Origin of the sequence: Petrotoga sp. Shatin.DS.tank11.9.2.9.3, assembly GCF_003665005.1 — a bacterium.
Taxonomy (GTDB): Bacteria; Thermotogota; Thermotogae; order Petrotogales; family Petrotogaceae; genus Petrotoga; species Petrotoga mobilis.
Genome location: NZ_JGVT01000007.1, coordinates 51656 through 64810, shown reverse-complemented (window position 1 = coordinate 64810; position 13155 = coordinate 51656). Strand labels below are relative to the sequence as shown.

Annotated in this window: 12 protein-coding genes and 4 tRNA genes; 12 read left to right on the top strand and 4 right to left on the bottom strand. The window is 34.7% G+C overall.

The window, feature by feature from the left end; translation table 11 throughout:
- The first annotated feature begins 1 nt into the window (after position 1).
- From lptB to BZ25_RS08420, 5 genes are read left to right on the top strand one after another with little or no spacing between them, the layout of a single operon-like run.
- A complete protein-coding gene (gene lptB / locus BZ25_RS08440; RefSeq protein WP_103065083.1) occupies positions 2 to 712 on the top strand; it encodes an LPS export ABC transporter ATP-binding protein in 711 nt (236 codons plus the stop codon).
- A 5-nt stretch (positions 713 to 717) separates the two neighbouring features.
- Complete coding sequence (locus BZ25_RS08435) at positions 718 to 1242, top strand: TIGR00725 family protein (protein WP_012208431.1); 525 nt, start codon at positions 718 to 720, stop codon at positions 1240 to 1242.
- Positions 1242 to 2645 carry a glutamate--tRNA ligase gene (gene gltX, locus BZ25_RS08430; RefSeq protein WP_012208430.1) on the top strand — a complete coding sequence of 468 codons (1404 nt, stop codon included), beginning with the start codon at positions 1242 to 1244 and terminating at the stop codon, positions 2643 to 2645. The genes BZ25_RS08435 and gltX overlap by 1 nt, the downstream gene beginning before the upstream one ends.
- A gap of 7 nt (positions 2646 to 2652) precedes the next feature.
- Positions 2653 to 3852, top strand: coding sequence for a bifunctional phosphopantothenoylcysteine decarboxylase/phosphopantothenate--cysteine ligase CoaBC (coaBC, locus tag BZ25_RS08425; RefSeq protein WP_012208429.1), 1200 nt, complete (start codon positions 2653 to 2655; stop codon positions 3850 to 3852).
- Positions 3785 to 4993 carry a L,D-transpeptidase family protein gene (locus tag BZ25_RS08420; protein ID WP_049755234.1) on the top strand — a complete coding sequence of 403 codons (1209 nt, stop codon included), beginning with the start codon at positions 3785 to 3787 and terminating at the stop codon, positions 4991 to 4993. Before coaBC ends, BZ25_RS08420 begins: the two co-directional genes overlap by 68 nt.
- A gap of 16 nt (positions 4994 to 5009) precedes the next feature.
- On the opposite strand, the gene BZ25_RS08415 is transcribed toward BZ25_RS08420, so the two are convergent.
- From BZ25_RS08415 to BZ25_RS08400, 4 genes are all read right to left on the bottom strand, one after another.
- Positions 5010 to 5084 (bottom strand) — tRNA-His (locus BZ25_RS08415).
- A gap of 8 nt (positions 5085 to 5092) precedes the next feature.
- Positions 5093 to 5168, bottom strand: a tRNA-Arg gene (locus BZ25_RS08410).
- Positions 5169 to 5244: transfer RNA gene (locus BZ25_RS08405), tRNA-Gly, on the bottom strand.
- A gap of 13 nt (positions 5245 to 5257) precedes the next feature.
- Positions 5258 to 5333: transfer RNA gene (locus BZ25_RS08400), tRNA-Pro, on the bottom strand.
- A 175-nt stretch (positions 5334 to 5508) separates the two neighbouring features.
- Between BZ25_RS08400 and BZ25_RS08395 the strand changes: the two genes are divergently transcribed.
- From BZ25_RS08395 to BZ25_RS08365, 7 genes are all read left to right on the top strand, one after another.
- Positions 5509 to 6279: a DUF4912 domain-containing protein gene (locus tag BZ25_RS08395; protein ID WP_121514694.1), complete on the top strand. Its 771-nt coding sequence runs from the start codon at positions 5509 to 5511 to the stop codon at positions 6277 to 6279.
- 28 nt (positions 6280 to 6307) lie between these two features.
- Positions 6308 to 7900, top strand: a complete 1593-nt coding sequence (locus tag BZ25_RS08390; protein ID WP_233546318.1) for a glycoside hydrolase family 57 protein — start codon at positions 6308 to 6310, stop codon at positions 7898 to 7900.
- Between the two features lie 38 nt (positions 7901 to 7938).
- Complete coding sequence (locus tag BZ25_RS08385) at positions 7939 to 8514, top strand: 2-oxoacid:acceptor oxidoreductase family protein (RefSeq protein ID WP_012208425.1); 576 nt, start codon at positions 7939 to 7941, stop codon at positions 8512 to 8514.
- The gene (locus tag BZ25_RS08380; protein ID WP_012208424.1) at positions 8507 to 8809 is read left to right on the top strand and encodes a 4Fe-4S binding protein; all 303 of its coding nucleotides are present in this window, start codon (positions 8507 to 8509) and stop codon (positions 8807 to 8809) included. Before BZ25_RS08385 ends, BZ25_RS08380 begins: the two co-directional genes overlap by 8 nt.
- A 26-nt stretch (positions 8810 to 8835) precedes the next feature.
- Positions 8836 to 10005: a pyruvate ferredoxin oxidoreductase gene (gene porA / locus BZ25_RS08375; RefSeq protein ID WP_121514693.1), complete on the top strand. Its 1170-nt coding sequence runs from the start codon at positions 8836 to 8838 to the stop codon at positions 10003 to 10005.
- A 13-nt stretch (positions 10006 to 10018) separates the two neighbouring features.
- Positions 10019 to 10999: a thiamine pyrophosphate-dependent enzyme gene (locus tag BZ25_RS08370; RefSeq protein WP_049755229.1), complete on the top strand. Its 981-nt coding sequence runs from the start codon at positions 10019 to 10021 to the stop codon at positions 10997 to 10999.
- A 150-nt stretch (positions 11000 to 11149) separates the two neighbouring features.
- The gene (locus tag BZ25_RS08365; protein ID WP_121514692.1) at positions 11150 to 13153 is read left to right on the top strand and encodes a peptidylprolyl isomerase; all 2004 of its coding nucleotides are present in this window, start codon (positions 11150 to 11152) and stop codon (positions 13151 to 13153) included.
- The last annotated feature ends 2 nt before the right edge of the window (positions 13154 to 13155 follow it).

The window sequence follows — 13155 nt, the reverse complement described above, 5'->3', positions numbered from 1 at the left end:
TATGGAAAGGGTTATTATTGATTGTAGAAACATTAGCAAAACATATGGAAAAAAGATGGTATTGAATAATGTTCAATTTCAATCAAAAGCCGGTTTAATTACAGGATTACTTGGGCCAAATGGTGCAGGGAAAACAACTCTTTTTAAGATAATTTTAGGGTTAGTTGTTCCCAATTCTGGGGATGTTTTCCTCGATGGTAGAAATATAACCCATCTTCCTATACACAAAAGAGCGTTGAATGGATTGGCTTATCTACCTCAAGAACCGTCTGTTTTTAGGAACTTATCTGTAAGAGATAATCTTGAAATGATCGCCGATCTTCTTAAAATTGAAGATGCGAATCAAAAAATTAAGAGTATAATGGAAGATTTTGGATTAGATACTTTAATTCACCAAAAGTCTTATTCTTTATCCGGTGGAGAAAAAAGAAAATTAGAGTTTGCTAGAACGTTGATAACGAATCCAAAAGTAATCCTTTTGGACGAGCCTTTTGTTGGTATAGATCCCATAACAGTTAAGGATATACAACAAATAATTAGAAAACTTGCAAAAAGTGGGATTTCAATAATTGTTACGGATCACAGTGTCGATGAAATTGCTCAGGTAGTTGATGAACTTTATGTTTTACACAAAGGTGAAGTTATAGCTAGTGGTGTTCCAAAAGATGTTTTGAATAACGCAAAGGTCAAAGAAAGTTATTTGGGTTGGTGATCGGTTTGAATGTAGGGGTTATCGGGTATTCTGGAAATATCTTTAAAGATCCAATTAAATCGTTAGCTTCACTTTGTTATGATGTCGGTAGAATTATAGCAGAGAATAATTGGATTCTAGTGAACGGCGGACGTGATGGAATAATGCAACTAGTTTCAAAGGCCGTAAAAAATAATGGTGGGCATGTTATTGGTTTTTTACCGTGGGAACAAGAAGGGAACGGTTATTTGGACTTTCCTATAAAAACAGGGCTTGATCTTAATATGCGTTCTTTTGTTTTGTTAAAAAATGTCGATGTGGTCGTAAGTATAGGAGGGGAAATCGGCACGGCTATAGAAATTTTGGGGGCTTATTCGTACAAAAAACCGATATTGTTAATGAAAAATTCAGGCGGATGGACAGATAGGATAACTGAAGTTTTGATAGAAGGTAAGTTTCTTGATAATAGAAAATTAGTAGAGGTAAAACAAGTATCTTCTATTGATGAACTTGAAAGAATTTTGAAAGGTATTGAAGAGGTGAACAACTAATGATAAGAGTAAGATTTGCTCCAAGTCCCACGGGTCATCTACACGTTGGGGGTTTAAGAACAGCCTTGTTTAATTGGTACTTTGCCAAGAAAAATAATGGGAAGTTTATTCTAAGAATTGAAGATACCGATATGGAACGTTCCAAAAAAGAGTACGAGGATGCCATTTTAGAAGAAATGAAATGGGTAGGCTTAGATTACGATGAAGGTGTAGATAAACCTGGTGAATATGGGCCATACAGACAAAGTGAAAGACTAGACATATACAAACATTATATAGATCAACTTTTAAATGAAGAAAAGGCTTATTTTTCAGTTACTAAAAACGATGAAATAATTTTTGAAGGTAATAATCTTCTAGACAAATATAAAAAAAACAATGATTATTCTGTGGTTGTAAAGTTTAAGGTTAATAATGATCAAAAAATATCTTTTTTGGACGATGTTAGAGGAACCATACAATTTGATACATCCAATATAAATGATTTTGTTATTCTAAGATCAAACGGAATTCCTGTTTACAATTTCACAGTTGTGATAGATGATTATCTGATGAAAATAAGTCATGTTATAAGGGGAGAAGACCACATCTCTAATACACCCAAACAAATTTTAATATATAATGCTTTATCTTTTGAACTTCCAAAATTTGCCCATTTGCCTTTGATTTTGGGTGAAGACAAGTCTCCTTTGTCTAAAAGGCACGGAGAGGTTTCTATAACTTATTTTAGAGAAGAAGGGTATCTTCCTAAAGCTATATTGAATTACTTGAGTTTGTTAGGTTGGAATGCCAACGAACAGATATTTGATTATACGGAAAAATATCAGGAATTTGATCTGAAAAAAGTTTCAAGAAATCCTTCCATTTTTGATTACACCAAACTTCTATGGACAAATGAAGTACATTTGAGAAACGATCCAATTGAAGAAGTACACAAAAGTTTTACTGAATGGGCTAAATATACAACCGTCAAGATAGACAATGAAGATTCTTTTGTGAAAAAAATTATAGAAGCTTCCAGAGCTAAAGTTCAAACATTAAAACAACTTTATGAATTTTCCAAAAATTTCTTTGTTGAAGAATTCGAATACGAAGAGGAATTTATCGAAAAATACATGAAAAAACCTTGGTTTAAGCAAGTCATCGAGGCAACGATAAGAAAACTCTCAGAAATTGATGAGTACAACCTTGCAAATGTAGAAAATACTTTAAAAGAAATAGCGGATCTAAATATAACTAGTAGAAAAAATGTTTTTCAGACAATAAGAGGCTCTCTTTTAGGAAGATTAGTAACTCCTGGTTTGTACGAATCTATAATTATTTTAGGAAAAAATGAGAGCATTAAAAGGTTAAAAAGAGCTTTGGAATTCTCAAATACTTTGGATATTAATCCAAGAAGGTGAATTCTCTGTGTATCCTTACTTAAAAGGAAAAAATATTTTACTCGGTGTAACAAGTGGAATCGCCATCTATAAAGCGGTAGATCTAATTTCTAAGATGAGACAGATTGAATGTAATCCAAAAGTTATCATGACAAAAAATGCCCAAAGGTGGATATCCGACCAGATTTTTTCTGCAGTAGGTAACTGTGAGGTTTACTATGAAACTTTCGATGTTAAAAGCGGTTGGATACCCCATACAGAGCTTTCTAGATGGGCAGAACTGTTTATCGTCGCCCCTGCGACCGCAAATATAATAGCCAAAATATCACATGGAATTGCCGATGATCTACTTTCTTGTACCGCTTTAGCTTATTCGAAAGCTCCTAAACTAATTGTCCCTGCAATGAACGTTAGGATGTATGAAAATCCCGTTAATAAAAAGAATTTAGAAATATTGAAACAAAATGGTTGGTCTATAATAGAACCAGAAGAAGGTCACTTAGCAGACGGAGAATTTGGTAAAGGAAGGTATCCGGATAATAGTGAAATATTAGAATACAGTGAATACCTACTTTCCAAAAAGGATTTCATGAATAAGAAAGTTTTAGTAACAGCCGGTCCCACGGTCGAAAATATTGATCCTGTAAGGTTTTTGTCAAACAGGTCCAGCGGAAGAATGGGTTACGAATTGGCAAGAGAATTTGCAAACAGAGGAGCTGAGGTTACGTTAATATCGGGGCCCACAAACTTGAGACCACCATCTATTGTAAAAAAAATCATAAGAATAGAAAGTGCGGAAGAATTAAGAGAAAAGGTATTAGAGGATTTTGAAGATAATGATATAATAGTTATGACAGCTGCAGTAAGTGATTTAAGAATAAAAAATTATTCTGAACAAAAGTTAAAAAAAGATACAATAGTTAATCTAGAGATTGAGAAAAACCCTGATATAATAAAAGAATTAGGAAGGAAAAAAAGAGTTGGTCAAATACTTGTTGGATTTGCTGCAGAAACAGAGAACTTAAAAGAGAATGCCATAAAGAAATTAAAAGAAAAAAAGATGGACATGATAATTTTGAACGACGTTTCAAGAAAAGATATAGGGTTTGAAAAAGAGGAAAACGAGGTGACCATTTTTACTAGTAAGGAGGAGCTTCGACTTGAGAAAAATCACAAAAGGATTATCGCTAATAATATTTGTGACTTTATTTTCAGTACTTTTTTCTGAAGATTATTTTCATTTGTATCCTGCTGAATATGATCAAACTCAAAATACTGTGAAAATTAATTTAGAAAGTTATATAAATATCACGCAAAAACCAAATGTATACATATATGATGGGGGAGATAGAAAGAAATTAACTTTGTATGAAAAAGAAGACCGTGAATTCTTCTTTTATGTTAATTTAAATGCTTTTAAAGGCAATTATTATTCATTCTTAGTAACTTCTACAGATAAAGAAGGGCGTTATGTGTCACAGTTTTTTGCAAATTTTTTGGAAAAAGCCTTATTTGCTCCAAATATAGAAGTTGAAATAACTACCTCTGTTGTGGAAAATGGGTATCAATATTATTTGGATTATTATCCAGAAGAAAATTTGGAATTAGTGAAAGTACAGGTAGAAAATACCGTTTTTGAAGATCCGAATGAGTTCTTAAGGTTGCTGGGTAACTTTGAAGAGGGGTTTCATGATTCTGTTTTTACTTTTAGAAATAGATATGGAATACATTTTGAGCGAAAAGTTACCTTTTTGAAAGTGGCGAATGTTGTTGCCACTGAGAACGTTTTAAAACCAAAGCAAAGATATGAAGTATATGGTTACCATATCGTACAAAAAGGTGAGAGTTTATACAAAATCGCTGAAAAATACAAAGTTCTTCCTGGAGATTTAGTTAATATGAACGATCTAAAAGATCCTTCTTTGATATATCCAGGGCAAGCTTTAAAAATAGGAAAAGTAAAATACGAAGAAAGTCCTTTACGCTTAGAAATAAACCTTTCACAAAATAAGATGTACTTATATTTTCATGATCAGTTGTTAAAAACTTATATAGTTGCGGTTGGTATGAGTGATTACACACCACCGGGTTACTATCGAATTTCATACAAAGAGAAAGATCCTGCGTTGTATTGGTACGATGAATATATACCTCCTGGATCTTTAATGAATGGAATGGGAACAAGATGGTTACAACTTTCAAATCCTCAATATGGGATTCATGGCACAACAAAGCCATGGGAAATAGGTAAAAGGATATCTCATGGATGTATAAGGATGTTCAACTTTGATGTGGAAGTTATAGACTTTTTGGCATCTTTAGGGACCGAGGTTTATGTGTACAATGGAGAAAATAAAAAAGAATCCTGAATAGGATTCTTATGGCTGGGGTGGCTGGTGGGATTTGAACCCACGACATCCTGAGTCACAGTCAGGCGTTCTTCCACTGAACTACAGCCACCAAAAATTTGGTGCGCCTGGGGGGAATCGAACCCTCAACCCTTGGATTAGAAATCCAATGCTCTATCCGTTGAGCTACAGGCGCTGGAGCGGCCGACGGGAGTCGAACCCGCAACCCTTGGCTTGGAAGGCCAATACTCTACCAATTGAGCTACGGCCGCATTAATACATTAATGGTCGGAGCGACTGGGCTTGAACCAGCGACCTCCGGTGCCCAAGACCGGCGCGCTCCCAACTGCGCTACGCTCCGCTGCCTTACTTTTCAAAATATATAATATCACAAGGAATCTATTTTGTCAATATTTAATTTCTTTTTAATTCTTCTAAAAATCAAATCTCTACTATTCAATTTTTTTATGATAAAATTATATCAAGGGGAATGGGACGTTCTTAAACGTTGCAGCAATTAGGATGGGAGGTGTTTTATGAAAGTAAAGAAATTGGATAAAAAATTGTTAGATACATTTAGGGCAGATGAACCTACAATACAGGAATTGAGAAATATTGCAAAAAATTTAGGAGTTAAACTAAAACGAAATATGAATAAAAAAGAGATTTTAAAAGTGGTTAGAAAAGAGATTAAAAGGTTAGAGGAATCTTCAGATAACAAAGTTGAAGAGATTTCAGATTATACAAAATTACCAAAGAATCCACAAAAACTTCCAAAATCAAATGAATCAAAAGAGCTTCCTCAAAAGTACGAAAGGGAAAAACTAAAAATAATGCCAGTCAATCCCAGCTGGGTATATGTTTACTGGAACATTTCTGAAAAAAGCAGAAAAAAACTAAAAAAATTATCAAAAAACTCTAATATTACAATCAGGGTCATAAAAAAATCAAAAGAGGATCAAGAAGTAGAAAAAAAAGTTATTGAAACAGATTTAAAATTAGACCAAAACGGCAATGCTTATTTCCACCTCCCAAAAGACAATTCCACCTATATTGCTTTCCTTGGAGTAGAAGATAAAAAGGGAAAGTTTACTCCTTTGATAGAATCTAATGAAATTACAACACCCTCTTCATCCATTAAAAGTTCAGATAAAGAAGAATGGTTTTTGATAGAAGATGGAAAAATCATCAAAGAAGATAGAAAAGAAGAACCTGCGTTTTGGAAGGTTGAAAAATACTCGGTGAGTAGCGAAACAATGTTTACAAACAAAAGAAAATTAAACGATACCGATTTTGGAAGTGATTGAAATTATTAAGAGTAAAAAAGGAAAAATTTTGCTCATATTGCATGCTCATCTGCCGTATGTTCACCATCCGGACTTTGAAAACTTTATGGAAGAAAGATGGCTTTTTGAGACGTTAACTGAGACATATATTCCTTTAATAAAAATTTTTAAATCTTTAGAAAAAGATAAAATTCCATTTAAGCTTACAATAAGCCTTTCTCCAACTTTGATGGAGATGTTTAATTTAAAGGATTTAAGAGAAAAATATCACAAGTATTTATTAAATTTGATAGAATTAACCGAAAAAGAGATAATTAGGACAAAAGATGAAGACCCTAGGATACACCAACTCGCCCAACATTATAGGCGAGAATTGATAGAAGATTTAGATATTTTTTGTGAAGAATATAATCAAAATATATTAAAAGCTTTCAAGGAATTTAAAGATAAAGGTTACATTGAAGTGATAACATCTAATGGCACTCATGGGTATCTACCTTTTTATCGGGATTATCCAGAGGCTATTAGAGCTCAAATAAAATCAGCCGTGTTAACCTTCAAAAAATACTTTGGTGAGCATCCTATGGGTATATGGTTGGCGGAATGTGCTTATTTTAAAGGCCTTGACAAATATTTATCAGACGAAGGTATACGATACTTTTTTGTGGGTACACATGGTTTTACTTATGCAGACAGTCAGCCAAGGTATGGTTTGTATAGACCCATAATCACCCCGAATAAAGTTTTTGTGTTTGCCAGAGATCCTGAATCAAGCGAGCAGATATGGAGTTCTGAAGTTGGTTATCCAGGCGATTCAAGATATCGTGAATTTTACAGAGATATAGGTTACGACAGAGAAGATGACTACATTAAGCCATACATAGATCCAAGCGGAACAAGGTGTAATACGGGAATAAAGTATTATCGTATCACCGATAAATCATTATCCTTGGATAAAAAAGAAATATATGATGTTAGAGAAGCCAGTAACATCGTAAAAGAGCATGCCAGAGATTTTTTAGATAAAAAAACTTCGCAAATCAGGAAATTATTAGCATGTTTAGACGAAGAAGAACCAATAATTGTAGCTCCCTTTGATGCTGAACTATTTGGTCATTGGTGGTATGAAGGTCCGAAATTTTTGGAAGAGCTTTTTAGGCAATCATCTGAAAACGAATATTTAGATTTTTCTGTACCTACTGAGATTTTAGAAACAGTTAAAAAAGTTCAAATCACTTATCCCGCAGAATCCTCTTGGGGTGCCGGTGGATACCATGATGTTTGGCTTAATGGGAAAAATGATTGGATTTATAAGCATATTCACGAAATAACTGAAAGAATGATAGAAAAAGCCAATACTTTTAAGAACCCTTCAAATTTACAAAAAAGGGCTTTAAATCAGATGATGAGAGAGGTTCTCCTTGCACAAGCGAGTGATTGGCCTTTTATAATAACCACAGGAACCACTATAGAATATGCAAAGAATCGAGTTAAATGTCATATTAACAGATTTTTGGATCTTGACAAAATGTTAGAAAAGCAACAAGTTAATGAAGAAAGGCTCTCATTTTATGAATGGATAGATGATATCTTTAGAAATATTGATTACACAATATTTTCGAGTGATTATAGAACAAACTAATTTATTGAAAATTATTACATGAAGGGAGGATAAAAACGTTGCCAGAAAAATATTTTGAGATAAGATGGCATGCAAGAGCAGGGCAAGGAGCAAAAAGTGCTTCTCAATTTTTAACGGAAGCTGCAGAAGAAGCTGGAAAGTATTCCAGTTCATTTCCAGAATATGGAGCGGAAAGATCCGGTGCTCCGATGAAAGCTTTTAACAGGGTTGCTGATGTCCCTATAAGACTTAAAAGTAACATAGAGACCCCTGATGTGGTGGTTGTCATAGACGACACACTTTTAAAAAATTCGGAAGTAACATCTGGATTAGCTGAGGATAAATTGTTGTTGGTCAACACATCTAGAAGCATTGAAGAAGTAAGAAAATTATCAGGGTATAAAGGAAGAATTGGTGTAATACCTGCTACGGAGATAGCATTGGAAGAAATAAAAAGAGGTATACCTAATACAGTTATGATAGGAGCTTTGATAAGAGCCACTGATGTAGTACCTTTAGATGCCGTTAAAGAAAAAATCAAGGCTGCTTTCTCCAAAAAGTTCTCCGATGAAGTAGTGAGAGCTAATATTAGAGCACTTGAGAGAGGTTACCAGGAGGTGAAACTCAGTGAGTGAGTTGAAAGGATGGAAAGAAATCCCCATTGGTGGCGTAATTGATAAACCTGCCACCGCAAGGGAATACAAAACCGGTGAATGGAGGATTCAAAGACCAATAATAGATAGAGAAAAGTGTACTAACTGTATGCAATGTTGGCTTTATTGTCCAGATATGGCTATAAGTGGTGGGCTTGACGGTAAAAAAATGAAATTGGGAGAAGTGAATCTAGATTATTGTAAGGGCTGCGGTGTTTGTGCAGCTGTCTGCCCAGTTAACGCCATAGAAATGAAACCTGAATCAGAATTTATTTAGAGAAAATGTGAAGGAGGTTAAAATATATGCCCGTAAAACTAACGGTTACTGGAGCTGCTGCTGTTGCACATGCTATGAGACAAATCAATCCAGATGTAGTAGCAGCTTACCCAATAACACCACAAACACCAATTGTTGAATATTATGCAGGATTTGTATCCGATGGTATTGTAGATACCATATTGGTTCCTGTGGAGTCAGAACACTCCGCGATGAGTGCGGTAATAGGTTCGGCGGCCTCTGGGGCTAGAACTATGACAGCCACTGCTGCAAATGGGTTGGCATTGATGCTAGAAATAGTTTATATAGCTGCTTCTTACAGGCTCCCTATAATAATGCCTGTAGTCAATAGGGCATTATCAGGGCCCATTAATATTCACTGTGATCATTCCGATGCAATGATGGCAAGAGATTCTGGATGGATTCAATTCTTCACTGAAAACCATCAAGAAGCCTATGATTTTACAATAATGGCAACTAAATTGGCGGAAAAAGAGAATGTATTGTTGCCCGTTATGGTGAATTTAGATGGTTTCATTACCTCTCATGGAGTGGAAAGCTTCGAGATGTTAGATGATGAAGTGGTAAGGGAGTTTGTTGGAAGTTGGAACCCCAAATACTCTCTTTTAAACACAAAAAATCCTGTTACCTTTGGTCCATTGGACCTTTTTGATTATTACTTCGAACATCATCGTCAACAAGAAGAAGCTATGACAAATGCTTACAAAGAGCTTCCCAGAGTATTTGAGGAATTTGAAAAGATATCTGGAAGAAGATACGATTTTCTGGATTTGTACAAAGTGGATGATGCTGATTATATAATGGTTGTAATGAATTCTACTGCATCTACAGCAAAGTATGTTGTAGACCAGCTTAGAGAAGAAGGACATAAGGTTGGATTGGTGAAGCCTCAAGTCTTTACTCCTTTCCCTAAGAAGGAGTTTCAGCAAGCTTTAAATGGAAGAAAGGGAGTAGTTGTTTTAGACAGAGCAATGTCTTTTGGGAAAGAAGCTCCCCTATATTCTTTAGTAAAATCTTCTTTGTACGAAGTTGCTTCTCGACCTTCTTTAGGTTCTTATATTTATGGTTTAGGAGGAAGAGACACAACCCCTGAAATGATAAGAGAAGCATTTGAAGATGCCCTTCAGGGTAATCTAATAGCTGATGAACAAAGATACTTGGGATTAAGAGAATAACCGGAGGTGAATAATTGTGCCTAATATTAGAGATATAGTAGGATACGTTGAAACACATGATTGGTCTTTTACACAAGGACATAGATTATGCCCAGGGTGTAATGCTCCGATGGTTGCAAATTGGGCTACTTTGGCCGCAAAAAGTTTGGGTTATGAACCTGTAGTGGCAGCTGCCACAGGTTGTTTGGAAGTTTCTTCCACAATATACCCATTTACTTCTTGGAATGTACCTTATATACACAATGCCTTTGAAAATGTTGCTGCAACAATCTCTGGGGCAGAAGCCGCTTACAGATCTCTATTAAACAGAGGGAAAATTAACAACGATAAGATAAAATTTATCGCATTTGCTGGTGATGGCGGCACTTACGATATAGGTTTACAATCTTTATCTGGAGCTATAGAAAGAGGACACGATTTTGTTTACATTTTGTATGATAACGAAGGTTACATGAACACAGGTAACCAAAGATCTGGGTCCACTCCTGTGGGTGCCGATTCAACCACTGCTCCAGTAGGTAAATCTATATCAGGGAAGTTACAATTGAAAAAGAGTATAGTTGATATAGTAGCCGGTCATGAAGGTGTTTATGCCGCAACCGCAGTAACGGCTGAACCTTGGGATTTTATGAGAAAGATGCAAACAGCATTAGAGTTCAAAGGACCTTCTTTCATTGCTATGCTGGCACCATGTGTAAGATTTTGGAGAATTCCTGACGATTCAGGTCCAGAAGTAACTAAATTAGCTGTCGAAACAAAGTATTGGCCATTATGGGAATACAATATGGGTGTTTATAGGGTTACTAAGAAGCCAAAAACATTCAAACCAGTAAAAGATTACATAACTAAATTGGGAAGATACAGTAAACTTATGAAAAGACCAGATGCAAACGAAATACTGGAAGAACTACAAAATTATGTAGATGCTAAATGGGATAGGTTGTTGGCTTTAGAAGAAATGACTAAAGATAAACCTCTTAGAACAAAAATATAGAAATTTTAAAGGGGATATTAATTTATCCCCTTTTTTCAATAATAAAAGATAAAACATTGGGGAAATTCAAAAAAATGTGGTAAAATTAAAATCAAAGTCAGTTCGTTTCGAAAGATAGTAAAATTTCAAGAGTTTAGGAGGCATTACTGCATGAATAATTGGTTTAAAAAGCATGAAAGGCTGATCACTATAATAGTTATAGCAGGATTTTTGGCAGGTATAGTTTGGTGGTCCGTGGCAACTTATGTTTCATCTCGAAACCCTGTGATTAATTCACAAAGTGGAAATACACTGAGAAAAGAAGACTCTGTTTTGGTGATCACTAAAGACGGCGAAGATTTGGATTACCCATATTGGATAATGAAGAGTGAAGTAGATAACATAACTCAGCAGCAAGCACAGATCTATCAACAGTATTACGGTCAACAGTTGGATCCTGTTTTTGATTATTTATCACTTGATAATCAGGTGGTAGATCTACTCTTTGACGAAAAAATTGTACGATATTACGCGGAACAAAGCGATCTTTTACCCTCCAATGAGGAAGTGAATAATCAGATAAATACACAAGTTGATCAATATATAACTCAATACAAATCAGATGAAACAAATTGGAATAATATGCTTCAGTACTACGGTAGTGAACAAAATATACGAAACATATTAATTTCGGGTTTACAACAAACAGTGGAAACAGATTTAATAAATAATGCGGTTAAAGACGGAGTCGCTTCAGTTTCTAGGGAAGATGCTCTAGCTTATATCGAACAAAACTTTGAAAGTATAAAGAATGATTATGAAGAAGTTAGAGTACAGCATATACTACTTTCAGATGAAGCAACCGCCAATAGCATCAAGGAAATGATTGCAACAGGTGAGATAACTTTTGAAGATGCTGCTTCCTTGTATTCATTGGATACTTCTAATGCTACTAATTCTGGAGAAATTGGATGGATAAAACATGGGAATTATGAACAAAGTTTTGAAGATGCAGTTTTTAATGGACAAGTTGGCGAAATTATTGGGCCTGTACAAACTTCTGAAGGCTTCCATTTGATAAGAGTGCTTGATAAGAAAATATTTGAAAAGCCTGAAGATATATTTTTGTACGATGATGTATATGCTGAAGTAGAAAGTACAGTTCAAGGTCAAAAGTATGATAATTGGTTGTCTAATTACAAAGAAAGTGAGAACTTTGGAAGGAATTATTACGATGCAAAATTGATGTATATGTACGAATTAACGAAGGCGGGTACAGATGTAGAAAGATTAGAAGAATTAGCGAAAGAACTAGAAGGTATTGTGTTCGAGGGTACTGAAATTTCAATGGAAGTTGATTCTGATTATTTGGCTGTATATACGATGGTTGTAACCCAATTATTGGGTTTATACAGTGATAGAACTACTTCTATAAATCAATATCTTAGCTTATCTGAATTTGTTGATCCAGATATTGTTTCGCTGGGTTTGGATGCCATAAATATTAGGCTCGAAGAATTGAACGCTCAATCATATACGGACGAAAGTACCTCATTATTAGCCGAGATATCGAAATATCAGGATGCTCAAAGTTATCTGAGTTCCAAAGAAGCCCTTGAGAATTTTGGAGTAAATACTACAGAAGATGCAAGTGTTGTTAGATCAGAATTACAAACTAAATCACAAGATTACACTGAAAAGTTAAAAAAGGTTTTAGCCGATCTATATGCACAGTACCCTTCTTCTAACTCAGTAGTTCAACTTTATTATCAGTTGAACCCCCAAGATCCAAAAGTAAAGGTTAGCTATTCAAAGTTACAGTTGGATCAGTTGAAACAATATTCCTATTATTTAGGATCTCAATATTTATTTACTCTATTTCAACAACAAATCACTGAGATTTTGGTGAATGTTCAAACAGTTGTTGATTCTACGCAAGCAGCAACCGATACTAAATTAGAAGCATTAGATGTTGGACTAGATTTAACTGATTTGTTAGGGCTAAAGGAAATTAAATTGTCTTATTTGGAAACAATAAAAGAGATCGATCCAAACTATTATACTAATATTGATAGTATGATAGAAAGTTTGCAAAGAGAAATACAAGAAGCAAACAATACTTCTGATACTTCTACAGACACATCTCAAATTGCAACTCAGTCTAATATTCAATAATC

Excerpts from the sequence above, each read along its gene's own strand:
- lptB (WP_103065083.1), top strand. The coding sequence starts at position 2 with ATGGAAAGGGTTATTATTGATTGTAGAAACATTAGCAAAACATATGGA.
- gltX (WP_012208430.1), top strand. The coding sequence starts at position 1,242 with ATGATAAGAGTAAGATTTGCTCCAAGTCCCACGGGTCATCTACACGTT.
- BZ25_RS08395 (WP_121514694.1), top strand. The coding sequence starts at position 5,509 with ATGAAAGTAAAGAAATTGGATAAAAAATTGTTAGATACATTTAGGGCA.
- porA (WP_121514693.1), top strand. The coding sequence starts at position 8,836 with ATGCCCGTAAAACTAACGGTTACTGGAGCTGCTGCTGTTGCACATGCT.
- BZ25_RS08365 (WP_121514692.1), top strand. The coding sequence starts at position 11,150 with ATGAATAATTGGTTTAAAAAGCATGAAAGGCTGATCACTATAATAGTT.